The organism is Mesorhizobium quangtriensis, assembly GCF_040081925.1.
Lineage (GTDB): Bacteria > Pseudomonadota > Alphaproteobacteria > Rhizobiales > Rhizobiaceae > Mesorhizobium_K > Mesorhizobium_K quangtriensis.
Genome location: NZ_JBEBMF010000003.1, coordinates 259394 through 282250, shown reverse-complemented (window position 1 = coordinate 282250; position 22857 = coordinate 259394). Strand labels below are relative to the sequence as shown.

Sequence of the window (22857 nt, the reverse complement as noted above, 5' to 3'; positions counted from 1 at the left end):
GGTTAAGGAATAAAGCGCTGTTTGCGCCGGGTCCTACATCGAAAAATCGAATCGGTAGGCTGCCGACAGGCCGAAGGTGAACTGGTTCGGCGAACCGCGCTGTTCCACGAGGCTCGAATCCGCCGCAGGTCCCATCAGGCGCGAATACTCCGCGAAAACGCTGGTCGTCAGCTTTTCGGTCGCCTTCCAATCGTAGGCGCCGCCGAAACCAATCGACTTCAGGCCGCCGCCCGGATCGTATTCGGACAGGCCGGAGGCTGCGGATTCCGCAGCGTCGACGCCATAGTAGCTTTCGAAATAGTCCGCCGAAGCCCATGACATGCGAGGGCCACCCGAGATGCGAACCGAGTCAGTAATGTCGTTGAATGCATCGACAGTGATATCCGCCACGACGCCGGTGTGAGAACGCACGCCGTGCCGCACCTCGCCGCGCAGGCGCAGCCAATCGGTCGGATACACTTCGGCAAACCCGCCGATTTCACCTCCCCAACGAACCGGGTCCAGCCCCTGCAACTGCCAGTAATCGTTGCTGTCGCGCTCGCGAATGAACTGGCCGTTCAGGCCGGCGCGCACGCTGCCATTGTCATACAGCGAGATTGAAATGCCGTCGTTGCGCGAGGTGAAGCGTGCTTCAGGACCGGCCTTGCCAAGCGAAATGATCGGAGAGACGCTGAAAATCAGGTCCTTGGCGCCCTCGAAATCTGGAGCGACCATGCCGGTAGCACCGACGATCAGCTTCCAGTCGCCGTGCACCCAGTCGAAAACCCCACCTCCCTCGCCGGCTAGGGAGATGTTCGGAAGCGCCAGAAGAAGACTTGCAGCAAGCAATGATGGTTTTTTACGCAGCACGACTCAACCCTACCCGGCGCCGAAGGCCGCCACCACCCTTTGTTTGCGGCGATTGCGTAAAATTTGAATTAATTCAGCAATATCTCCGCGTGCCCGCCGCATGGACGAAACGCTGCGGCGAGACTACCATCCCCTCGCTGATTGGGGTGTGCTTCAGGAGGGACGAAGCCATGACTTTGACACCGGACATAACGGATACTTTCAAGGAACGAGCCGGCGAGCTGCGCGCCAAATGGGGATGGTTCGTCGCGCTCGGAATATTGATGCTGATCGTCGGCGGCGTCGCGCTCGGAAACCTGCTCATCGCGACGGTCGCCTCCGTCTATCTTGTCGGCATCATGATGCTGATGGCGGGCGGCTTCGAGATTGTGCACGCGTTTGGCGTCAAGACCTGGAGTGGCTTCTTCGGCTGGCTGCTCGGTGGCCTGCTCTACGCCATCGCCGGCATTGTCGCGTTCATCAACCCGTTGCTCGCGGCTGGCGTCCTGACCCTGTTGCTCGCGGCCAGCCTCATAGCCGCCGGCGTCGTGCGCGCCTGGATCGGCTTCAAGCACTGGAACGAAAAGGGCGCCGGCTGGATCATCGCGGCAGCGATCATCACGGCGCTTGCCGGCATCGTCATCGGGATCGGATGGCCGGTCAACAGCGTCTGGGTGCTCGGCATGTTCCTGGCGATCGACATGATCTTCCAGGGTTGGGCCAGCATCGCGCTCGGCCTTGCGCTCAAGAGCGGCGCGAAACTCTAAAAGGCGATCCGGGCGTCCAGTTCCGACAACGGTTTGACGCCCGAAAGCATCGCCCGCGCCTCGGCCTCGTCGCGCTTCATCTGCGCGACGAGCGCATCCAGTCCGCCGAACTTCTCTTCGCCGCGCAGATAGCTGAAGAATGAGACCTGGCAGGCCTCGCCATAAAGCTCCTCAGAGAAGTCGAATACGTAGGTTTCCAGCAGGGGCGAGCCGTCGCTGTCCACTGTCGGCCGCCTGCCGAAACTCGCCACGCCATCATGCAGTGACCCGTCCTGTCGCCGGAAGCGGACGGCATAAATTCCCTCGCGAAGCGCGAAGTCGGGCGGCATGACCATGTTGGCGGTCGGAAAGCCGAGTGTGCGGCCAAGCTTCTGACCGCCCCTCACCTTGGCCTGAACGGTGAAGCGGTAGCCGAGCAGACCCGCCGCCTGCGCGGCGTCGCCCGCTTCCAGCAGCCCGCGTATCCGGCTCGACGATACGACTTCAGCGCCCTCGTCGCGAAAGGCGTCGACCAGCGTCACGCCAAAACCGTGCCGCTCTCCGCTTTCCATGAGGAAAGCCGGGCCGCCCTGCCTGTTCTTGCCGAAATGGAAGTCGAAACCGGTGACAGCGTGGCTGATGCCCAGCCGGCCCTCCAGCACGTCGGTGACGAAGCTCTCGGCCGTGTGCGACGCGAATTCGCGCGTGAAAGGCTGCTCGACCATCGCCGCAAAGCCCATCTCGGCGAGTACGGCTGCCTTCATGGCCGGCGGCGTCAGGATGAACAGCGGTACATCTGGCCGGAAGACCTTGCGCGGATGCGGCTCGAAAGTCAGCACCAGCGCCGGGACGTCCTGTTGCCTTGCCTCGTCCAGCGCCCGCTGCAGAACGGCCTGGTGACCGCGATGAACGCCGTCGAAATTGCCGATCGCCACGACGCCTCCGCGCAAATCCACGCCGAGCGGGTCATCGCCTGTGACATGTCGAAACGGGTCGCTCATCGCCTGTCCGCTATTTCAGCTTCGGCATGGTCGCCACCGTCCGGTAGCCGTGCTTGTCCAGGAAAGCCTGCAGCTTTTCCGGCTCCGGGTCTTCCGGATGACCATAGTCGCGCGCATGGATCCCGCCGGAAATGTAGAGCACATCGACACCGTTGTCGGATGCGCCCTTGATGTCCGTCAGCATCCCGTCGCCGATGGCCAGCGCCTCGCTGCGGTCGATCTCGCGCCCCAGCAACTCGCTCGCCGCTTTCAGCGCGGCCTCGTAGATCGGCCTATGCGGCTTGCCGGCGATCAGCGTGCGGCCGCCAAGCTGTGAATAATCGCGTGCCAGTGCGCCGGCGCACCATATGATCCTCTCGCCACGCTCGACCACGATGTCCGGGTTAGCGCAGATGAACGGAAGGTTGCGCGCCCGCAGCCGGGCGAGCATGTCGCGGTAGTCGTCTGGCGTCTCGACCTCGTCGTCCAAAAGCCCGGTGCACACCACCCCGCTCGCCTCGAACTCCTCGACCAGTTCCACGTCGAGTCCGTCGTAGAGGTTGACGTCGCGCTCAGGACCGAGATGGAAGATGCGGCGCGGACCAGCGGCGACAAGGTCGCGCGTCACGTCGCCCGATGTCACCACGCGATTCCATGCGGTGTCCGGCACGCCAAGCGTCTCGAACTGGGCCTCCACGCCATCATGGGGCCGGGGCGAGTTGGTTATCATGACCACAGCGATTCCGCTTTCGCGCGCCTGCGACAGCGCTTGCGCTGCCGGTTCGAAACACCACTCGCCATTGTGTAGAACGCCCCAGACATCGCAAAGGATCGCGGCGTAGCGTCCCGATATCTCCGTCAGGGACGCTATCGTGTTGGGCCTGTCTGCCATGAACCGGTCTTTGCGGGTTGGGGAAATCGGGCCACCGATTAGCGCAACGATGGCAACCTGTCACCAGCTTTCCCCGTTCAGGACCAATCGACATTCAAACAGAACCGGGCGATTGCTTTGGGCAACGCACGTCAACATAATGGTGGAAGGGGGGATGGTCCGGTAAAATGCAGCGCATCCTGTTGGCCATAGCCGGTGCGGCCGCCTTCTGCGCGGCGGCAACGTTTCTGCTTCAGCTAGCCGTCGCGGGCGGCACAGCTACCACAGACATCGTACTTTTCACGTCTGCGGCCACACTGCTCCTTGCGCTCGGAGCTGCGGCGCTGGCCTATCGCTCCTTCAACCGGGCAAATCTCGTTGCAACGGAACTCGAACGCCTGACCCGCTCGATGGACGCGGCGATGAAGGACTTGTCCCTTCGTGGCGATCGCGAAGCGGCCAAGCTCGGCGATTTGAGCGCTACGGTGTCCAGCAGGCTGGATGCCCTCTCCGGCAGAAAGGCCGTAAAACGCAGTTCGGAGGATCGCGAGGTCGGAGCTGACAGTCTTGGCGACGGAACGGTTGTCACAGGCGCTACCGGCCCGGCTACGCCGGTCGATCCGGAAACTGGGGCGATCGACACCGCGATCAGGCGCATGGTCGCTGGCGGCGTGGCAGATTTCAGTGTGCAGCCCATAATCGCGGCGGGGCGCGGCGAGGCAGGCGGCTTTGAAGCGCATCTCCACGTCCAGCCCGAGGAGGGAAAGCCGATCGATATAAGGCGTCTCGACAGGCCGGTGGCGGACATCGACCCTGCCGCTCTGGAGCGCATGGCGATGGTTTCGGCGACAGAGGCTGTGCGGAAGCGCTTCGGCGAGGTCAGCGAAAGGAAGCCATTGCACGTCGCAGTTTCATCGGCGCTCCTGCAGGACGGCTTCGAGTTTGCCACGGTGCTCGACATCTTCAAGCTGCACCCTTCGCTCGCACGTTCCATTGTCCTTTCGCTACCGGGGGATATCGCCGAATCGGGGCAGCACACAGCCGCTGTAGAGTTGCTTTCTGGCCTCGGCATACGCTTTGCCGCGGAGAACTGGTCCGGAGCGCAGGGAGAACAGTTTAAAAAGGCAGGCATCGGGCAGGTAAAGATCGCCGCCGACCGCCTGCTCGACAAGGGTAAAGGCCGGAAGGCCGCATCCGAAGGCTCTGCCCTTGTCGAAGCGGCCCGTGCCGCCGGGCTGGAGATCATCGCGACTGACGTACAGTCCGAAGAGGATGCGGTCGCGCTGATCGACATGGGCGTAGACCTGATGACCGGCGACCGTCTTGCCGCCCCCCGCCGACTGAAAATCTAGCAACAGTTAGGGTCCAGGAGGCGGCGCGGTCGGACGGAATGGTTGCCGGTTCGTAAATCAGACCGCCGATTTGGTTAATCCACCCTGAAGGCCCTACGTGATTTTAGAGCCATCTTGAAAACCGGTAATTTAAGGATTTGTGGGAAGGTGCCCCGCTACTAAATCAGTTAGGCAGGGGTGCTTGACCATGTTCCGCCGGTTTTGGAATGACATCAGCGGCAATTATCTGATGCTGACCGCCATCGCGATGGTGCCCATTATGGGCGGGCTTGCGATCGGGGTGGATTACACCGAACTGTCGCGGCAGCGCGCGATCACAAAGGCAGCCCTCGACGCCGCCGGTATCGCCACCGCCAGGCGTATCGCCGAGGGAGCCAGCGAGGCCGACGTCAAGACCTACGCGAAGGACTTTTTCGAGGCCAATTTGGGCGCGGTGAAGCCCAGCAACACGGCCCTGACAGTAATCCTGCCCAACAACAACTTTGGCGGGGGCACGCTCAAGCTGATCGCCGACCTGACATACCATCCCTATTTCCTGCCGGCCGCGGCCGCTATGGTGAACAGGGTATCGAGCGATCCGAACATCAATGTGCAGGCTGAAGCCGAAATCCGGCTGAAGAACACGCTTGAGGTCGCGCTTGTACTCGATAACTCCGGCTCCATGAGCGAAAAGGGTACGGGCACCAACGACCAGCGTATCGTACTGCTTCGCACCGCCGCGAAGGAACTGGTCGAGACGCTGTCCAAGCAGGCATCGCAGATGAAGCAGATCGACAAGCCTGTCCAGTTCGGCATTGTCCCTTTCTCAGCATCCGTCAACATCGGACCGGACAAGGATGGTGAGAGCTGGATGGACACTCGGGGTACGTCGCCGATGCACCATGAGAATTTCGACTGGTCGAGAATGACCGAGGCGCGCAAGGACGAACTCGGCGACCGTTGGGCGCAGAAGGTCGGCGATGTCTGGTACAAGCGTGGCGCCGGCTGGGGTGATAGCAAGGACCAACCGCTGACCCGCTTCAGTCTTTATGCCGACATGCTGATCGAGTCCGGTCGCGAAGAGGTTCCGAACACAAAGGAATATATCTGCACAAAGACCGACAAGAAGGGCAAGTGCACCGCCGGTTATTGGACCACGCCCGACTACACCTACATCACCACGAAATATGCGTCCTGGCAGGGTTGCGTGGAAGCCCGTCCTTATCCGTACAACCAGAATGACGCCACGCCCTCAAGCGGAACACCGGCAACTCTGTTCGTGCCCATGTTTGCACCGGACGAGGCCGGCAACCGCTGGCAGGATCTCAACCATGACGGCACGAACGACCTTACAGCCAACAATACCGACTTCGGCTACAGCAACAGCTGGTGGGCCGACTGGGAGCTCAACTACACGCCCACGGTCCTCGACCGCCAGAAGGACGCACGCAAGTATTTCCGCGTGAAACCGTATGGCTCCAGCAGTTCAACAGGCCCGAACGCATCTTGCACGACGGCGCCGATCACGCCCCTTACGGATGTAACGATCGCTGCGGGCAAGAAGACGATAACCGACGCTATCGACGCGATGCAGCCGACCGGGAACACCAACGTGCCGGAAGGTACGGCCTGGGGCTGGCGCGTCGTATCGAGTAACGAGCCGTTCACGGAAGGCCGCGACAACAGCGAAAAGGGTAACGACAAGGTCGTCATCGTCCTGACTGACGGCGCCAACGTCTATGGCAACCAGGGCGGTACCGACGGCGCGGGCAACAAGTCGACCTATGCGGCCTACGGCTATGCCGGCCAGAAGTTCGACACCACCGAACCGACGGGCCGACTCTATAAGGGAACGACCGTAACCAAGACGACTTTCAGCTCTACCAACTACCAGGCCGCGCTCGACGAGCACATGCGTGCGATCTGCACCAACGCAAAGAACTCCAACGTCCTGATGATGACGGTGGCGCTCGATCTCGACGAGACCAAGACCGCCGACAAGAAGCAGATCGCCGAACTGAGGAGCTGCGCCTCCGACTCGCGTTTCCGCAAGGGATCGGACGGGAAGGCGGCCAAGCTCTTCTGGAACGCGACCGGCGCGACCCTCTCGACCGTGTTCAAGGAAATCGCGGACGAACTGTCGAACCTGCGCATCGTCGGGTAACAGCATACGTAGACGCGGCGGGGGCCGCAGAGAATGATCAACAGGTTCCTGCGGGACCGTCGTGGCAACTATGCCATGCTTACGGCGATCGCCATGCTGCCGATCATGGGCAGCGTCGCGATCGCCGTCGACTATAGCGAGATGAACCGGCAGAAGCAGGCGACCGCCAGCGCACTCGACGCAGCGGGGCTCGCGACAGCCAGGCAGGTGGTGACCGGCGCGTCGGACGCCGAACTGATCGCCTATGCCAACGAGTTCTTCAAGGCCAACCTCGGATCGGTCGATCCCGCTGACACTGAGCTGACCGTGGTGCTCCCCAGCAACCAGCACGGCGGCGGCACGCTGAAGATGTCTGCCGTCCTCAACTACAAGCCGTATTTCCTTCCAGCCTTTTTCGGGCTTCTCGGCACGCCGCCTGATGAGCGCAACAAGGAAATCAGCTTCCTCACCGACAGCGAAATCCGGCTGAAGAATACGCTCGAAGTCGCCCTCGTCCTGGACAATTCCGGCTCGATGGACGAAACCGGCTCGGGCTCGGGGCAGAAGCGGCTGGCGCTGCTGAAGACAGCAGCCAAGCAGCTTGTCGATACGCTTGCCTTGCAGGCCGGCCAGATCAAGCAGATCGAAAAGCCCGTGCAGTTCTCGCTCGTACCGTTTGCCGCCTCGGTCAATGTCGGCCCGGAAAACGCCGGCGCTTCGTGGATCGATACCGAGGGCCTGTCCCCAGTACATCACGAGAATTTCGACTGGACCAAGCTCACCGACACGAACAGGCGCGCGGAGAAGGTGGGCGGCATCTGGTACAAGCGGGGCAGCGACTGGGGTGATACGCAAAACGGCATCCTGTCGCGCTTTTCCCTTTATCAGGACATGAAGCATGTCAGCGACCGCGAGTGGGTCGCGACCGGCCAGGAATATGTCTGCACACGCTACCGCAACAACGGTTCCTGCCGCGAAGGTTACTGGCGCGAGACCGGCTATTACGACGAGACGGTCACGACTTACTCCAGCTGGCAGGGTTGTGTAGAAGCCCGCCCCTATCCATACAACGTCATCGACACGCCTGCGCAAGGCGGCACCGCCAATACGGGCATCGGCTTCGGCGATCCGGCGACCATGTTCGTGCCAATGTTCGCGCCCGACGAGCCGGGGGACCGCTGGGCGGTCGAGGGGCAGACGCAGGACAACTACAACGCGTCCAACAATTGGTGGAACGACGGCACCGAGAGCAGCTCGGGAAGCGCGCGCCAAAAGAATATGAAGAAGTATCTGGAAGTTCGTCCCTACGGCGCCACCTCGCCGAAGGGCAGCGGACCGAACTATAGTTGCACCACGACGCCGATCACGCCGCTGATGGACGTGACGACCGAGGCCGGCCTGACGACGATCAAGGACGCGATCGACAAGATGACGGCCAACGGCAACACCAACGTGCCTGAGGGCACCGCCTGGGGCTGGCGCACGCTGACCAGCACGCCCCCCTTCGCAGAGGGCCGACCGGAGTCGGAAAAGGGCAACGACAAGGTCATCATCGTTCTGACCGACGGAGCAAATGTCTACGGTGCGCAGGGCGGCTCGGATCCCGCATCCAACAAGTCGGTCTATTCGGCCTACGGGTATGCGGGTCTCGGATACAACGGCACAGGGACCACGCGTCTCTTCATGGGGACGAGCAGCGCGATCGGGAAATACAACTATTCGACGTCGAACTATACCGCAGCACTTGACGAGCAGATGGTCTCGGTCTGCGACAACGCCAAGGCTGCCGGCGTACTCGTCATGACCGTCTCGCTCGATCTCAGCACAACGGTCACCGCGGAAAACAAGGCCATCGAGGCGTTGAAGAAGTGCTCGTCGGATTCGCGATTCCGCAAGGACGCCGTCGATCCCACCAAGCCGGCCAAGCTTTACTGGAACGCGTCCGGTTCAAACCTCGCCGACAAGTTCAAGGAAATCGCGGACGAACTGTCCAACCTGCGCATCGTCGGCTGACGCGCCACGCGTCAACGTTCTGTATCATTCCATATGCGCAGCAGGTGCATCGCCCGCCGCAGGTGCTTTCGCCGGCTTCCTCAGGAACAATGCCAGCGGGATCGCGCAGAGCGTCACGAGCATCATCAGCTTGAAGTCGGCGATGTATGAGATCATCAGCGCCTGTATGTTGACCAGCCCGTCGAGCTTCACAAGGGAGGTCGGATCTCCGGCTACCGCCGAAGGCATAGTCTCTGCGAGGGTCTGGTTGAAGGGCGTCATCGCAGCGCTGAGTTCGGCGTGGTTGATCTGGACGTTGCGCGTCAGCACCACCGTCACGATCGATATTCCGATCGAGGAGCCGAGATTGCGCACGAGGCTGAACAGGCTCGCCGCATCGGTACGGTGCTTCACGTCCAGAGTGGCGAAGGCGACCGTCGAAAGCGGCACGAAGACCAGCCCGAGGCCGAGCCCCTGCACGATGCCGGTCTCGATGATCAAGTAGCTGTCCATCTGTGGCGTGAAGCCGGTCATGACGTAGAGCGAATACGCCGTCAGGACGAGGCCCAGCACGACGAGATGGCGTGGATCGACGCGGTGGATGATGCGCCCCACCACGATCATGGAAATCATCGTGCCGACGCCGCGCGGCGCCATGACGAGGCCTGTCGTCACCGTCGGATAATCGAAGATGTGGGAGAGCATGGGCGGCAGGAGCGCGAGGCTCGCCAACAGGATGATGCCCACCACGAAGATGAAGACCAGTCCGGTCACGAAGTTCCGGTCCGCGAATATCTTGGGGTCAATGAAAGCGTGTTCTGCGGTCATCGTATGCACGGTGAAGACCCAGAAGCCCGACAGTGTCAGGCCGAGATAGATCCAGATCTCCAAGGCCGAGAACCAGTCAACTTCAGCGCCCCGGTCAAGCATGAGCTGCAGCGCGCCGACGCCGAGCGACAGCATGGCGAAGCCGAAAAAGTCGAAGCCGCGCGCGCGCTTGGCGATGGCAGGCAGATAGGCCAGGCAGCCGAGGAAGGCGATGATGCCGACCGGCAGGTTGATGAAGAACACCCAGCGCCAGTTGAAGCTGTCGGTCAGCCAGCCGCCGAGCGTCGGGCCGATGATCGGGCCGACCATGATGCCCGCGCCCCAGAGCGCCATGGCCGAGCCGTGGCGCTCCTTGGGGTTGATGTCGAGCAGGAAGGTCTGCGACAGCGGCACGATCGCCGCGCCGAACAGGCCCTGCATCACGCGGAAGAGCACCATGCTCTCCAGGCTCCAGGCGAGGCCGCACAGCATCGACATCACGGTGAAGCCCACAACCGTGACGAGGAACAGCTCCTTGCGCCCGACCCGGTCGGACAGCCAGCCCGTCACCGGCGTCATGATGGCCGCCGCCACGATGTAGGACGTCAGTACCCAGTTGATGGTGTCGGCCGACGCGCCGAGGTCGCCCGTCATCGACGGCAGCGCCACGTTGGCGATCGTCGTGTCGAGCACCTGCATGATCGTGGCCAGCATCACCGAAATGGTGATTAGGCCGCGATGCGGCACGTTGTGAGGGTCTATCGCCCTGACTTCGAACATGGCTTTTGCCTCAGCTTCGCCTTACGCGAAGCTTCTTAGTCCGCGGCCTTCGCCTCGCCGAAGCCGAACAGGCTGGCGAAACTATGCGAGACCTTGGTATCCACCGTCACCGTCGCGCTCATGCCGGTCTTCACCGGCACGTCCTTGCCTTCGGTTTCGAGCTTGAGGCGGACGGGGATGCGCTGCGTAACCTTCACCCAGTTGCCGGTCGCGTTCTGCGCCGGCAGCAGCGAGAATTCCGCGCCGGTGCCGGCGCCGATGCTGTCGACGGTCGCCTCGAAGGTCACGCCCGGATAGGTGTCCAGCACGACCTCGGCCGTCTGGCCTGGGCGCATGTTGGTGAGTTGCGTTTCCTTGAAGTTCGCTTCGACCCAGGTGTCGCCGGTTTCCACGAGGCTGAACAGCGCGGTGCCCTTGGCCACATACTGCCCGACCTTGAACGACGATGCCTGGCTGACGACGCCGTCGGAAGGGGCGCTGACAGTGGTCTGCGCCAGATCGAAGGCAGCCTTGTCGCGCGCGGACTGGGCTGCCATCACTGCCGGGTGGCTGTTGGTCGCGATGTCGGGATCGCCGCCAAGGGCAGCGCGCGCGCTTTCGATGCCCTGCTGGGACGCCCGGCGCTGCTCTTGTGCGCGCTCAAGGTCACGCTGCGCCTCGTCGAGCGCAGACTGCGCGCTGATCCCCTTCTTGGCGAGATCGGCAGCGCGGTCGTATTGCGTCTTCAGATACGTCACCTCGCTCGCCGCAACGGCGTCCTGTGCCACAGCTTGCCCATAGGCAGCCCGAAGCTGCTCGACGTTCAGCCGAGCCGCTGCAAGCGCGGCGTCGGCCTGAGCCAGCGCGATACGGTACGGCTCCGGGTCGACCACGAACAGCTTGTCGCCAGCCTTGACGGATGCGTTGTCGGCGATATCGACCTCGACGATGCGCCCTGCAGCCTCGGCAGCGACCGTCACCTTGGCCTGCCTGAGGTTGGCGTTCTCGGTCTCCTCGTAACGCCCGCCGGCCAGCCACATGTAACCGCCGCCAGCAGCCAGCGCGAGCGGCACGGCCAGCATCAGCACGGTTCGCCTGCTGCGCTTCGGCTTTGCTGCGGGAGTTGCAGGGGCCGGCTCGGGCGCCAGCGCAACCGGCGCCGGCGTCACGACGGGCGTCGACGGCTTGCTCTCGGAAACGTCAGTCTTGATCTTTGCCACGGCGTTCATGCTGCATTGCCCTTCAAGGTATTCGTCTGCTCGGCTGCGGGCGTTTCGCCGTCGGACAGATTGGTGATGATCGTGTTCAGCGCCTTGACCAGCGTCTGGCGCTCTTCGGCGCTTAGTCCCACCAGCGCGACTTCGTAGACCTCGCCGGCGACGCTCTTGATCTCGGCGAAAGCCGCGCGGCTCTTGTCGGTTGGGAAGATCATTCGGACGCGGCGGTCGCTGGCGTCCTGACGGCGTTCGATCCAGCCACCCTCTTCCATGCGATCGAGCAAACGCGAAACGCTGATCGGCTCGATTTCAAGGAGTTCGGCAAGACGCGCCTGCGCCACGCCTTCTTCCTTCACGAGCCGCACCATCAGCCGCCATTGCGCGGCCGAAAGGCCAAACGCCGCGCCTCTTACCTCGAACCGCTTGCGCAGCAGGCGCGCGGAATCGTGGATAAGAAAGCCAAGCCGTTCGATGCCATCAGAAACCATAAGCAGCATATATTATAAGCATGCTTATCATTTCAAGAGGCGTCACAAGCCAGCTGCAAAATAAAAACAGGGCGGAAAAATCTTCGCTTAGACCGGCGGGGTTGCCGCAGGCGCAGGCGGTACCGCAGATCCGGCCGGAGGAGGCGGCGGCAACAGATCGACGCGGCCGCCCTTCATATGGATCCTTGACAGTTGGGATCACCCAAATTATCTCACCGGCACGTTAGCACTCGCTTTTGGTGAGTGCTAACGCCAGTCCAGCCACCGGCTGGACGGAGGAATCAATCATCCGCACGAGGATAGAAACCAATGGCAAAGTCCAAATTCCGGCCGCTGCATGACCGCGTGGTCGTTCGCCGCGTGGAATCCGAAGAGAAGACCAAGGGCGGGATCATCATCCCCGACACCGCCAAGGAAAAGCCGCAGGAAGGCGAAATCGTCGCCGTCGGCTCGGGTGCCCGCGACGAAGCCGGCAAGCTGGTTCCGCTGGACGTCAAGGCTGGCGACCGCGTCCTGTTCGGCAAGTGGTCCGGCACCGAAGTGAAGCTCAATGGCGAAGACCTTCTGATCATGAAGGAATCCGACATCATGGGCATCATCGGCTGATCACCCGCTCATCATCCCCATTCTGAATCAAGGGCTTAGGCCCAGGAGCTGAAAATGGCTGCTAAAGACGTAAAATTCTCCCGTGATGCCCGCGAGCGTATGCTGCGCGGCGTCAACATCCTCGCCGACGCGGTGAAGGTCACGCTCGGCCCCAAGGGCCGCAACGTTGTCATCGACAAGTCGTTCGGCGCACCGCGCATCACCAAGGACGGCGTCACCGTCGCCAAGGAAATCGAGCTTGAGGACAAGTTCGAGAACATGGGCGCGCAGATGGTCCGCGAAGTTGCTTCGAAGACCAACGACATCGCCGGCGACGGCACCACGACCGCGACCGTTCTGGCGCAGTCGATCGTTCAGGAAGGCCACAAGGCCGTTGCCGCCGGCATGAACCCGATGGACCTGAAGCGCGGTATCGACCTCGCCGTCACCGAAGTCGTCGCGGCTCTCGGCAAGGCTGCCAAGAAGATCAAGACCTCCGACGAAGTTGCGCAGGTCGGCACTATCTCCGCCAACGGCGACGAGTCGGTCGGCAAGATGATCGCGGAAGCGATGCAGAAGGTCGGCAACGAGGGCGTCATCACGGTCGAGGAAGCCAAGACCGCGGAGACCGAACTTGAAGTCGTCGAAGGCATGCAGTTCGACCGCGGCTACCTGAGCCCCTACTTCATCACCAACCCCGACAAGATGGTTGCCGAGCTCGAGGACGCCTACATCCTCCTGCACGAGAAGAAGCTCTCCAACCTCCAGGCGATGCTGCCGGTCCTCGAGGCCGTCGTGCAGACCTCGAAGCCGCTCCTCATCATTTCCGAGGACGTCGAGGGCGAGGCTCTGGCCACGCTCGTCGTCAACAAGCTGCGTGGCGGCCTGAAGATCGCCGCCGTCAAGGCTCCGGGCTTCGGTGACCGTCGCAAGGCCATGCTCGAGGACATCGCGATCCTCACCGGCGGCCAGGTCATCTCCGAAGACCTCGGCATCAAGCTCGAGAACGTTGGCCTCAACATGCTCGGCCGCGCCAAGCGCGTGCGCATCGAGAAGGAGAACACCACGATCGTCGACGGCGCCGGCAAGAAGGCCGAGATCCAGGGCCGCGTTGCCCAGATCAAGCAGCAGATCGAGGAGACCACCTCGGACTACGATCGTGAGAAGCTCCAGGAGCGTCTCGCCAAGCTCGCTGGCGGCGTCGCGGTCATCCGCGTCGGCGGCGCGACCGAGATCGAAGTCAAGGAAAAGAAAGACCGCGTTGACGACGCCCTGAACGCAACCCGCGCTGCGGTTGAAGAAGGCATCGTTGCAGGCGGCGGCGTCGCCCTGCTGCGCGCCTCCTCGCAGGTCAAGGCTGAAGGCGCCAATGCCGACCAGGCTGCCGGCATCGCCATCGTTCGTCGCGCCCTGCAGGCTCCGGCCCGCCAGATCGCTGCCAACGCCGGTGCGGAAGCTTCGATCGTCGCTGGCAAGATCCTCGACAACAAGGGTGCGACCTACGGCTACAACGCCCAGTCGGGTGAGTATGGCGACATGATCGCCATGGGCATCGTCGACCCGGTCAAGGTCGTTCGTACCGCGCTGCAGGATGCGGCTTCGGTCGCCGGCCTGCTGGTCACCACCGAGGCCATGATCGCCGAAGCTCCGAAGAAGGACTCTGGCGCGCCGATGGGCATGCCCGGCGGCGGCGGCATGGGCGGCATGGGCGGCATGGACTTCTAACAAGTCCAAAGCTCAGCCTTTCTCAGGCAACACGGAAGGGCGGCAGCGATGCCGCCCTTTTTGTTTTACGATGGGTTGGCGAATTCGTTCAAATTTCCTGTTTTCACCAACAGAACACTTAATTCCACCGGCGTAATATGACGTCTAGACATTCGCGGAGGTGGGTGAGGTGCTGTCTTTCCTGCACGGTGGCTCTTGTTCGAGAAAGATGTACGCCGTCTTTCTTGCCGCATTCATCGCATTTGATTTTTCAAAGCCGTTCCTCACGGATATTATTCTTGACACAAAAGACGTCGCCCAAGACCACATTTTCCAGTCAGACGGCGCAAAACTCAGACAGAAGTTCGAGGCCATCGAAGCAACGTCCACAAACGTCGCTCGCCCAACGGGCGAAGAGGAACGGACAAAGGCGCTCGACAGCACAATGCTGCAAGTTGCGGACCTTACGGCAGGCACGATCGCCATGGGCGCGAAGAGTTCCGCTGTCGGGGCCGTATTCATGTCGCTGTTGGTAGCGCTGGGAGTCGTCAGTTGGCTCGCCATGATATGGATGTTGCTGGCTCGATTGCGCGATATCGGCTGGCCGCAGGCTGTTGGCTGGGGAATAATCGCGATGCCCGTTGCGCTTCGCGTGCTGAATCCCGCGCTCTCCGATACGATGTGGTACGCGGTGCAGTATTCCTTTTTTGCATTGGTCGCAGCGCTCGCTTTTGTTCCCAGCAATTTTGCAGACTCGGCTGCCGCTGTCTCTCAGGGGCCGTCAGCTCCCAAACCGGTCAGTCGAAAGCAATTTGGGCTTCGGTCCTAGGCTGCGATCTGTGCGTCGTACGGTTATCATAATGGCCATCGTGATATTCGTTGCTGCGCCCGTGGCGACGATAGCCTTTCACTTCGGCGTTGCAGCGCTGAGCGTGCTGTTCCACATGGGCGCAACTCCACGGCAGCAGGAACTGATGGAGGTCAGCAAGAAATATCGAAACGTGCATGGACCAAACTACAGCGATCAGGCTTTGCTGCTGATCGACCGCTTCGGAGAGTTGCTGCCGACGCGCCTGGCAAGCGTTCAACTCCTGCTGGACGAGGAAAAATTTGACGGTGGCTCGCTGACGGACAAGCTACGGGCCGCGCGCATAGCCGCACCAAAGTATGCAAGTGCTGAATGCAGAGCCTTGCTGGAGGCCTTCGCCTCGCACTGCCGACTTTCCGAGGCAAGTGTATCGACCCTTCAAGGCATGATCGAGATACGATTCACCCTGCAATTCGTTCAGCAAGGCAATTTCGGGGAATTTCCCGACCGGGGCGATATGCAACTCGATGTCGCTCACCTCGAGTACGGCGCATTCAATGATCGACCGTTGTCATTTCTTGCGGAAGGAACCACAAGCGCAAGGCGCCGTACTATTTACGCAGCCATCGCAAAGGATTGTGTGGCTACGAGATCCATCTATGGAAACTGCGCCATTCAGGGGATCAGGATCGGTATGTCTGCATCGGGAACCGCGCGCAACATCCGAGTTTCCACATCAGGAACGGCTACCTTGGCGTCTATCGGTGAAATCAGTGATAAAAGAACTTCAGAATTTTAAGGAACCACCTGCGCCGCCGCGCATTATTGGGTTGTCCAAGGCAGTTCAAAAGACAGCCAATGACAAAAGACGCCTCCAGCACTGTAACAGGTGCGGGAGGCGTTCTTGTTTACGGCCAGTCCTACCGACCGGCTGGGCCTTCACCAAACATTTCCGTTCCGCGTTGGAACCGGCGCGCCATCGGCTCCGTTTATCGCGGCGGACACAGGAGATCGCGCATATGGTGAACAAGGATCAGGTCAAGGGCGTAGCCAAGGAAGTGAAAGGCTCGGTTAAGCAGGCCGCCGGCAAGGCGACTGGCAACCGCCGCATGGAAGCCGAAGGCGCTGTCGAAAAGACGGCAGGCAAGGTCCAGAAGGGCTTTGGCGACGCCAAGGAAAAGATCAAGCGCGCGCTCTGAGACGTTCCTCCATCTCGGAGCTGCGAAAGGGGCGATCTGCGGATCGCCCCTTTTTCGTGTGCAATAACTTCTTGCAGAAGGCATTGAATCGATTTGGTTCCGGTGCGTTTGTTTCGCAAAGCTTGAAGCCGTCCCGCCAAAGGGATAGGCCCATGCCCGACGAAGCAATCCGGAGACTTCCCGCGTGGCCAAGCAGACTTTCAGGACCGAGACCGACACATTTGGCCCGATCGAGGTTCCGACCGAGCGCTACTGGGGCGCGCAGGCGCAGCGCTCGCTCGGTAATTTCAAGATCGGCTGGGAAAAGCAGCCGGCCTCCGTCGTCCGTGCGCTCGGCGTGGTCAAGCGCGCAGCTGCCGAGGTCAACATGGAGCTTGGCCGGCTCGATCCGAAGATCGGCGAGACCATCGTCAAGGCCGCGCAGGAAGTGATCGAGGGCAAGCTCGACGCGCACTTCCCGCTTGTCGTCTGGCAGACCGGATCGGGTACGCAGTCCAATATGAACGCCAACGAGGTGATCTCCAACCGCGCAATCGAGATGCTCGGCGGCGAGATGGGCTCCAAGAAGCCGGTCCACCCCAACGACCACGTCAACATGAGCCAGTCGTCCAACGACACCTATCCGACGGCCATGCACATCGCCTGCGCGGAGGAGATCAACCATCGCCTGCTGCCCGCGCTTCAGAAGCTGCGCAACGCGCTGAACGACAAGGCGCAGGCGTGGACGAAAATCATCAAGATCGGCCGCACGCACACGCAGGACGCCACCCCGCTGACGCTCGGCCAGGAGTTCTCCGGCTACACCCAGCAGGTCGAGAACGGCATCAAGCGTATCGAGCAGACCCTGCCCGCGCTGATGGAACTGGCCCAGGGCGGCACCGCGGTCGGCACCGGGCTCAATGCGCCGGTCGGCTTCGCCGAAAAGGTGGCGCAGCACATCGCCGCGATCACCCACCTCCCCTTCACCACCGCGCCCAACAAGTTCGAGGCGCTTGCCGCTCATGACGCGATGGTGTTTTCGCACGGCGCCATCAACACGGTGGCCGCATCGCTCTTCAAGATCGCCAACGACATTCGCCTGCTCGGCTCCGGCCCGCGTTCCGGTCTTGGCGAACTCGCTCTGCCGGAGAACGAGCCCGGCTCGTCGATCATGCCCGGCAAGGTCAACCCGACCCAATGCGAAGCGCTCACCCAGGTCTGCATCCAGGTGTTCGGCAACAATTCGTCGATCTCGTTTGCCGGCAGCCAGGGCCATTTCGAACTGAACGTCTACAATCCGCTTATGGCCTACAATTTCCTCCAGTCGGTGCAGTTGCTGTCGGACGCTGCCGTCTCCTTCACCGACAATTGCGTCGTTGGAATCGTGCCGCGCGAGGACAACATCAAGGCCGCACTCGAGCGTTCGCTGATGCTGGTGACCGCGCTTGCGCCCACCATCGGCTATGACAACGCGGCCAAGATCGCCAAGACTGCGCACAAGAACGGCACGACGCTGCGCGAGGAAGCGCTCAGGACCGGCCTAGTCACACCGGAGGACTATGACCGTCTGGTACGCCCGGAGGATATGACCCATCCTGGCTGACGCGTTGGAATGTTCTTCTATTGTGAACGAAGTGTCTGGGAATCTGCATCTTCAGTGAACGACAAGCTGATTGTATATGTCGCTCACTAAGTCCTGCCCTTAACGGAGAATCCAGATGTCCACCGCTACCGCCACCCACACCGGAACATCCAGCAACTCGCTGGCGATCCTCATCGGCCGTGTCCTTCTTTCGATCATGTTCATCGTCGCCGGCTTCGGCAAGTTGACAGCCATCGGCGCGACCGCCGGCTGGTTCGGCAGCATCGGTCTGCCGGTGCCGACCGTCACGGCCGTCGTCGTCGGCCTTGTCGAACTCGTTGGCGGCCTCGCCATCCTCGTCGGCTATCAGACCCGTATCGCAGCCCTTGTGCTGGCGGTGTTCACGGTCGCCGCCACGCTGATCGCCCATACCAACCTCGCCGACCAGGTCCAGCAGTTGTTCTTCCTGAAGAACCTCGCCATCACCGGCGGCTTCCTGGCGCTCGCCGCTGGCGGCGCCGGCGCCTACTCGATCGACGCGCGCCGCGCCTGATCGGTTCACCCCGCGAACACGGAAAAGCCCGGAGCGATCCGGGCTTTTTTGCGCACAAAGAATTTGTCCACGCCGGTCCGTTTGGCTTTATGGTGGGAAGCGTTGCAGCCGCCTCGAACGGAGGTCCCGATGCCTGTCAATGCAGCACTTCTGGCAGCGCGGCTGCTCCTCGCCTTCATCTTCCTGTCATCCGGCATTTCGGTGCTCGCCGACGTCGTAGGCGCGACGGGCTATTTCGCCTCACTCGGCCTCCCCGCCCCTTCCCTTGTCGCTTGGGCCGTCTGCATCTTCGAGATCGTGGCGGGCTTGTCGATCCTGCTCGGCTTCGAGACGCGTCTCTCTGCAATCGCCCTGGCGGCTTTCAGCATCGCGGCCGCCTTCATCGGACACTACGGACAGAGCGTCGGCGATCCCATGCTGGCCTTCATGCACAGCCAAGCGCTGATGAAGGACGCCGCGATCGCAGGCGGGCTGCTGGCGCTTGCCGTCGCCGGTCCGGTCCATGGTCGATCGATGCCCTGCGGCACTGACGCACGTCAGGCGACGATAAGCTCAAGCTTCTTGCCGGAGATTTTTGCCAGTTGCGCAAGGCGGCCGACCGGCCGCTCTCCGTAGAGACCCGCAAGGTCCGACGGTATCACCAGCACCAGCGTCCCATCGGCGCGCTTCTCCCACCGCAACCGCGGCATGACGCCAGGCATCGACGCCGTCAGCAGGTAGACGACCCGCATCATCGCCGCCAGAAGCCGCGCGCGGTCCAGATAGCGCTGCGTCGCCAGCGCCTTCAGTTCCGGCGCAATCCCGTCGTTGAAAAGCCCGTCATTGCGGAATGCGTTGACCAGCGCAAGAAACAGCCGGCCGGGATGATCGACCCCGATGAATGAAGCATGCGCAATGATGTTGAGGGATTGCGTGCCGCGATACTCCGGATGCGCGCGCCAGCCGATGTCGGCGAGCAGGCAGGCAGCATGCCTGTAACGCGCCTCCTCCTCCGTCTCGGCGATCTCGAAAGCGCGCAGGGTCTCGGTCGTCCACTCGACGAGTTCATGGGCATGCGTCACCGAACGAGCACGCAGAAGCGCCAGTTCTTCCGCAGCGGAAATCAGCGGGTCCTTGCGCCGCTCCTCCTCACTCAGCAGCGAATAGAGGAACCCTTCACGCACGCCGAGCGCCGACACGACGATTTCGGACGGCCGCATGGCCTGGATGATCTCCAGAAGAACGATCGCACCATAGGGCAGCAACGCGCGTCGTACCTTGGATACTCCTTCGATGCCCTTGATCTTGTCGATGTCACCGCGCGCCACCTTCTGCAGAAAGGGAACGGCGTTCGCGATATTCATCTCGTAATGATGCATCACCGCCAGCGGGTAGCCGGTGGTGATCATGTGCAGGCGGGCAAGGTTTCGCCAGGTGCCGCCGACCGCGTAGAACGGCCTGCCCTCGCCTTCGTGCAGCAGGTCGGCACGCGCGATCTGCTCGCGCGCAATCTTCGCCGCGGTAGCCAGAGAGGACTTCGCCATGTCCTGCAACCGCAATCCGCCCAGCGGCAGCGTAATGCCTTCCCCGATCGCCTCGCCGTCGACATCGACCAGCTCAAGGCTGCCGCCGCCGAGGTCGCCGGCGATACCGTCGGCCGGATGGAAGCCGGAAATCACGCCGAGCGCGGAATAATAGGCTTCCTCGCGACCCGACAGGACCCGGACCTGGGTGCCAAGAACCTCTTCGGCGCGGTGGATGAAATCGGGGCCGTTCTCTGCCTCGCGGGCAGCCGCCGTGGCGATAACGTAGAGGTTTTGCGCGCCCGCCTGTTCGGAAAGCGCTCTGAACCGCCGGAACTCCTCCATGGAGCGGGTCACCGCTTCGGGGTCCAGCCTGCCGGTCGTGACCAGCCCACGCCCGAGGCCGGCCAGCATCTTCTCGTTGAAGAGCGTGGTCGGCGAGCGGGCGACGCCCTCATAGATGACGAGACGGATCGAGTTCGACCCGATGTCGATGACGGAGAGCGGCCTGCGATCCTGCAGCCGCCCCTGGGAAAGCGCAATCATCCGGCCTTGGACGCCGCCTTCTTGCGCCGCTTGAACTGGGCGATCTGCTTGGGCGCATGCGATTTCAGCGCGTCGCCACGTCCGGAAAGGCTCGGATTGGTCATGAAATATTCCTGCGCGTTGAACGGTTCCTCGCCCTCGTCCAGCGCGATGCGCCGCGAGGTTCCGTCCGGCAATACTTCATAACTTTGCTGGTTGTCCATGATGTTGCCGAGCATGATCTGGCCGAGAATCTGCTCGTGCACAGTCGGATTCGTGATCGGAACGAGCGTTTCGACGCGCCGGTCAAGGTTCCGCGGCATCAGGTCGGCCGACCCGATATAGACGATCGCCTCGTCGGACGGCAGGCCGTGACCGTTGCCGAAGCAATAAATTCGGCTGTGCTCCAAGAAGCGCCCGACGATCGACTTGACCCGGATGTTCTCGGAGAGTCCGGGCACCTGCGGCCGCAGGCAGCAGATGCCGCGCACGACCAGATCGATCTCCACGCCGGCACGGCTCGCTTCATAGAGCGCGTCGATGATCGCGGGATCGACAAGCGAGTTCATCTTCATCCAGATCTTGCCGGTCCGGCCCGCCCTTGCGTGCTCGATCTCGTCGCTGATGTGGCCGAGAATGCGGCTTCTGAGCGTCAGCGGAGACACGGCGATCTTCATGTTGACCGTCGGCTCGGCGTAGCCGGTAATGAAATTGAATATCTTCGCCACGTCACGCGCCAGGTTCGGATCGCTGGTGAAGAAGGACAGATCGGTATAGATGCGCGCCGTTATGGGATGGTAGTTGCCGGTGCCAAGATGCACGTAGTTGCGCAGCTTGCCGTCCTCGCGCCGCACGACCAGCGACATTTTCGCGTGCGTCTTCAGTTCGATGAAGCCGAATACGACCTGCACGCCGGCGCGCTCGAGGTCGCGCGCCCAGCGGATATTGGCCTCCTCGTCGAAGCGGGCCTTCAACTCCACCAGCGCCGTGACAGATTTGCCGGCCTCGGCCGCGTCCACAAGCGCGCGGACGACAGGGCTGTCGTTGGAGGTACGGTAAAGCGTCTGCTTGATCGCCACCACTTCCGGGTCGCTCGCGGCCTGGCGCAGGAACTGCACGACAACGTCGAACGATTCGTAAGGGTGATGGACGACGATGTCCTTCTCGCGGATCGCCGCGAAGCAGTCGCCGCCATGTTCGCGAATGCGCTCGGGGAAACGCGGATTGTAGGGGGTGAACTTCAGGTCGTCGCGCGGGATGGAAACGATCTCGGATATCTGGTTGACCGCCAGCGGACCGGTCAGCACGCTGATGCGGTTGCCAGCAACGCCAAGCTCTCCCGACACGAAATCGCGCAGTTCTTCGGGAATCTGGCTGTCGAACTCGATGCGGATCACCGAGCCGCGCCGACGGCGTTTCAGTGCCGTCTCGAAAAGGCGCACGAGGTCTTCGGACTCCTCTTCCACCTCGATATCGCTGTCGCGGATGATGCGGAACGTTCCAGAACCCTTGACTTCGTAACCGGGGAAAAGTCGTCCGATGAACAGGTTCACCGTCTCCTCGATCGGGATGAAGCGGATTTCAGACTTGCGATCCGGCAGGCGGATGAAGCGGCGAAGCGCGGTCGGCAGACGCAGGAGCGCGGTCATCCCCTGCCCGTCCTTCAGGTGGCGCAGCTGCAGTGCGATCGAAAAGCCGAGGTTCGGAATGAACGGAAAGGGATGGGCAGGGTCGATGGACAGCGGCGTCAGCACCGGGAAAATCTGCTCAAGGAAATGGTCCTCTAGCCACGCCAGCTCGTCCTTGGACAACTGGCTTGCCGAGATGCTTTCGATCCCCTCCTTGTAGAGAAGCGCAAAAAGGTCCGAGAGGCTCTTCTGCTGGTCCTCCTGCAGGCGCCCGATCTCGACCAGTATCTGTTCCAATTGCTGTTCGGGAGTGCGCCCATCGGGGCTGCGAAGCTTTATCCCCTCGCGCACCTGCCCGGCGAGACCAGCCACGCGCACCATGAAGAATTCGTCGAGGTTGGCGGCCGAGATCGACAGGAAGCGAACGCGCTCCAGCAGCGGATGATGCGGGTTCTGCGATTCCTCCAGGACGCGCCGGTTGAACTGGAGCCACGAGAATTCACGGTTGACGAAACGGTCCGGGTTGCCGGTCACCCCATCGCCTTCGGCAGCAGCAACCGCCGTGAACTCGCTCTGAGCCGGCTTCAATTCACTCATGTCGTCCGCAGCCCCTGCTTCACCGAATACGCC

General features: G+C 62.0%; 20 protein-coding genes. 12 read left to right on the top strand and 8 right to left on the bottom strand.

From position 1 onward, the window contains the following. Positions 1-33: 33 nt before the first annotated feature. On the bottom strand, positions 34-849 hold the full coding sequence (locus tag ABMA32_RS17130) for a MipA/OmpV family protein (RefSeq protein WP_349015023.1): 816 nt from the start codon (positions 847-849) through the stop codon (positions 34-36). A gap of 170 nt (positions 850-1019) precedes the next feature. On the opposite strand from ABMA32_RS17130, the gene ABMA32_RS17125 reads away from it, so the two are divergent. Then, complete coding sequence (locus ABMA32_RS17125; RefSeq protein ID WP_349015022.1) at positions 1020-1595, top strand: HdeD family acid-resistance protein; 576 nt, start codon at positions 1020-1022, stop codon at positions 1593-1595. Here ABMA32_RS17125 and ABMA32_RS17120 read toward each other — a convergent pair. Further along, complete coding sequence (locus tag ABMA32_RS17120) at positions 1592-2575, bottom strand: bifunctional riboflavin kinase/FAD synthetase (protein ID WP_349015021.1); 984 nt, start codon at positions 2573-2575, stop codon at positions 1592-1594. The genes ABMA32_RS17125 and ABMA32_RS17120 overlap by 4 nt on opposite strands. A gap of 10 nt (positions 2576-2585) precedes the next feature. Beyond that, positions 2586-3446, bottom strand: a complete 861-nt coding sequence (locus tag ABMA32_RS17115) for a TIGR01459 family HAD-type hydrolase (RefSeq protein ID WP_349015020.1) — start codon at positions 3444-3446, stop codon at positions 2586-2588. A 167-nt stretch (positions 3447-3613) separates the two neighbouring features. Here ABMA32_RS17115 and ABMA32_RS17110 point away from each other — a divergent pair, with 167 nt between their 5' ends. The 3 genes from ABMA32_RS17110 (at position 3614) to ABMA32_RS17100 (ending at position 8912) form a co-directional block, all read left to right on the top strand. Next, positions 3614-4777, top strand: coding sequence for an EAL domain-containing protein (locus tag ABMA32_RS17110; protein WP_349015019.1), 1164 nt, complete (start codon positions 3614-3616; stop codon positions 4775-4777). Between the two features lie 187 nt (positions 4778-4964). Further along, positions 4965-6920 (top strand): pilus assembly protein, encoded by a 1956-nt coding sequence (locus ABMA32_RS17105; protein ID WP_349015018.1) that lies wholly within the window; start codon positions 4965-4967, stop codon positions 6918-6920. A 33-nt stretch (positions 6921-6953) separates the two neighbouring features. After that, entirely contained in the window at positions 6954-8912 is a 1959-nt protein-coding gene (locus ABMA32_RS17100; RefSeq protein WP_349015017.1) for a TadE/TadG family type IV pilus assembly protein, read from the top strand. A 24-nt stretch (positions 8913-8936) separates the two neighbouring features. Here ABMA32_RS17100 and ABMA32_RS17095 read toward each other — a convergent pair whose 3' ends face one another. From ABMA32_RS17095 to ABMA32_RS17085, 3 genes are read right to left on the bottom strand one after another with little or no spacing between them, the layout of a single operon-like run. Then, on the bottom strand, positions 8937-10478 hold the full coding sequence (locus tag ABMA32_RS17095) for a DHA2 family efflux MFS transporter permease subunit (RefSeq protein WP_349015016.1): 1542 nt from the start codon (positions 10476-10478) through the stop codon (positions 8937-8939). 35 nt (positions 10479-10513) lie between these two features. Further along, positions 10514-11686 (bottom strand): HlyD family secretion protein, encoded by a 1173-nt coding sequence (locus tag ABMA32_RS17090; RefSeq protein WP_349015015.1) that lies wholly within the window; start codon positions 11684-11686, stop codon positions 10514-10516. Beyond that, positions 11683-12162 carry a MarR family winged helix-turn-helix transcriptional regulator gene (locus tag ABMA32_RS17085; RefSeq protein WP_349015467.1) on the bottom strand — a complete coding sequence of 160 codons (480 nt, stop codon included), beginning with the start codon at positions 12160-12162 and terminating at the stop codon, positions 11683-11685. The genes ABMA32_RS17090 and ABMA32_RS17085 overlap by 4 nt, the downstream gene beginning before the upstream one ends. A 309-nt stretch (positions 12163-12471) precedes the next feature. Between ABMA32_RS17085 and groES the strand changes: the two genes are divergently transcribed. From groES to ABMA32_RS17045, 8 genes are all read left to right on the top strand, one after another. Next, positions 12472-12768 carry a co-chaperone GroES gene (groES, locus tag ABMA32_RS17080; RefSeq protein WP_292772959.1) on the top strand — a complete coding sequence of 99 codons (297 nt, stop codon included), beginning with the start codon at positions 12472-12474 and terminating at the stop codon, positions 12766-12768. A 54-nt stretch (positions 12769-12822) separates the two neighbouring features. Then, positions 12823-14472 (top strand): chaperonin GroEL, encoded by a 1650-nt coding sequence (groL, locus tag ABMA32_RS17075; protein WP_349015014.1) that lies wholly within the window; start codon positions 12823-12825, stop codon positions 14470-14472. A gap of 169 nt (positions 14473-14641) precedes the next feature. Further along, positions 14642-15280 (top strand): hypothetical protein, encoded by a 639-nt coding sequence (locus ABMA32_RS17070; protein WP_349015013.1) that lies wholly within the window; start codon positions 14642-14644, stop codon positions 15278-15280. Between the two features lie 31 nt (positions 15281-15311). Continuing rightward, positions 15312-16058: a hypothetical protein gene (locus ABMA32_RS17065; protein ID WP_349015012.1), complete on the top strand. Its 747-nt coding sequence runs from the start codon at positions 15312-15314 to the stop codon at positions 16056-16058. Between the two features lie 211 nt (positions 16059-16269). After that, positions 16270-16458, top strand: a complete 189-nt coding sequence (locus ABMA32_RS17060) for a CsbD family protein (RefSeq protein WP_349015466.1) — start codon at positions 16270-16272, stop codon at positions 16456-16458. Between the two features lie 184 nt (positions 16459-16642). Next, positions 16643-18040, top strand: coding sequence for a class II fumarate hydratase (fumC, locus tag ABMA32_RS17055; protein WP_349015011.1), 1398 nt, complete (start codon positions 16643-16645; stop codon positions 18038-18040). 115 nt (positions 18041-18155) lie between these two features. Beyond that, on the top strand, positions 18156-18572 hold the full coding sequence (locus ABMA32_RS17050; protein WP_349015010.1) for a DoxX family protein: 417 nt from the start codon (positions 18156-18158) through the stop codon (positions 18570-18572). Between the two features lie 129 nt (positions 18573-18701). Next, the gene (locus tag ABMA32_RS17045; protein ID WP_349015009.1) at positions 18702-19187 is read left to right on the top strand and encodes a DoxX family protein; all 486 of its coding nucleotides are present in this window, start codon (positions 18702-18704) and stop codon (positions 19185-19187) included. Here ABMA32_RS17045 and ppx read toward each other — a convergent pair. Further along, the gene (gene ppx, locus ABMA32_RS17040; RefSeq protein ID WP_349015008.1) at positions 19109-20620 is read right to left on the bottom strand and encodes an exopolyphosphatase; all 1512 of its coding nucleotides are present in this window, start codon (positions 20618-20620) and stop codon (positions 19109-19111) included. The two genes, ABMA32_RS17045 and ppx, sit on opposite strands and share 79 nt — an antisense overlap. Then, positions 20617-22824, bottom strand: coding sequence for an RNA degradosome polyphosphate kinase (locus tag ABMA32_RS17035; protein ID WP_349015007.1), 2208 nt, complete (start codon positions 22822-22824; stop codon positions 20617-20619). Before ABMA32_RS17035 ends, ppx begins: the two co-directional genes overlap by 4 nt. Between the last annotated feature and the right edge of the window lie 33 nt (positions 22825-22857).

Excerpts from the sequence above, each read along its gene's own strand:
- ppx (WP_349015008.1), bottom strand. The coding sequence starts at position 20,620 with ATGATTGCGCTTTCCCAGGGGCGGCTGCAGGATCGCAGGCCGCTCTCC.
- ABMA32_RS17125 (WP_349015022.1), top strand. The coding sequence starts at position 1,020 with ATGACTTTGACACCGGACATAACGGATACTTTCAAGGAACGAGCCGGC.
- ABMA32_RS17120 (WP_349015021.1), bottom strand. The coding sequence starts at position 2,575 with ATGAGCGACCCGTTTCGACATGTCACAGGCGATGACCCGCTCGGCGTG.
- ABMA32_RS17085 (WP_349015467.1), bottom strand. The coding sequence starts at position 12,162 with ATGGTTTCTGATGGCATCGAACGGCTTGGCTTTCTTATCCACGATTCC.
- groL (WP_349015014.1), top strand. The coding sequence starts at position 12,823 with ATGGCTGCTAAAGACGTAAAATTCTCCCGTGATGCCCGCGAGCGTATG.
- ABMA32_RS17090 (WP_349015015.1), bottom strand. The coding sequence starts at position 11,686 with ATGAACGCCGTGGCAAAGATCAAGACTGACGTTTCCGAGAGCAAGCCG.
- ABMA32_RS17065 (WP_349015012.1), top strand. The coding sequence starts at position 15,312 with ATGGCCATCGTGATATTCGTTGCTGCGCCCGTGGCGACGATAGCCTTT.
- ABMA32_RS17045 (WP_349015009.1), top strand. The coding sequence starts at position 18,702 with ATGCCTGTCAATGCAGCACTTCTGGCAGCGCGGCTGCTCCTCGCCTTC.
- ABMA32_RS17095 (WP_349015016.1), bottom strand. The coding sequence starts at position 10,478 with ATGTTCGAAGTCAGGGCGATAGACCCTCACAACGTGCCGCATCGCGGC.
- ABMA32_RS17035 (WP_349015007.1), bottom strand. The coding sequence starts at position 22,824 with ATGAGTGAATTGAAGCCGGCTCAGAGCGAGTTCACGGCGGTTGCTGCT.
- ABMA32_RS17100 (WP_349015017.1), top strand. The coding sequence starts at position 6,954 with ATGATCAACAGGTTCCTGCGGGACCGTCGTGGCAACTATGCCATGCTT.
- ABMA32_RS17110 (WP_349015019.1), top strand. The coding sequence starts at position 3,614 with ATGCAGCGCATCCTGTTGGCCATAGCCGGTGCGGCCGCCTTCTGCGCG.
- ABMA32_RS17105 (WP_349015018.1), top strand. The coding sequence starts at position 4,965 with ATGTTCCGCCGGTTTTGGAATGACATCAGCGGCAATTATCTGATGCTG.
- ABMA32_RS17115 (WP_349015020.1), bottom strand. The coding sequence starts at position 3,446 with ATGGCAGACAGGCCCAACACGATAGCGTCCCTGACGGAGATATCGGGA.
- groES (WP_292772959.1), top strand. The coding sequence starts at position 12,472 with ATGGCAAAGTCCAAATTCCGGCCGCTGCATGACCGCGTGGTCGTTCGC.
- ABMA32_RS17050 (WP_349015010.1), top strand. The coding sequence starts at position 18,156 with ATGTCCACCGCTACCGCCACCCACACCGGAACATCCAGCAACTCGCTG.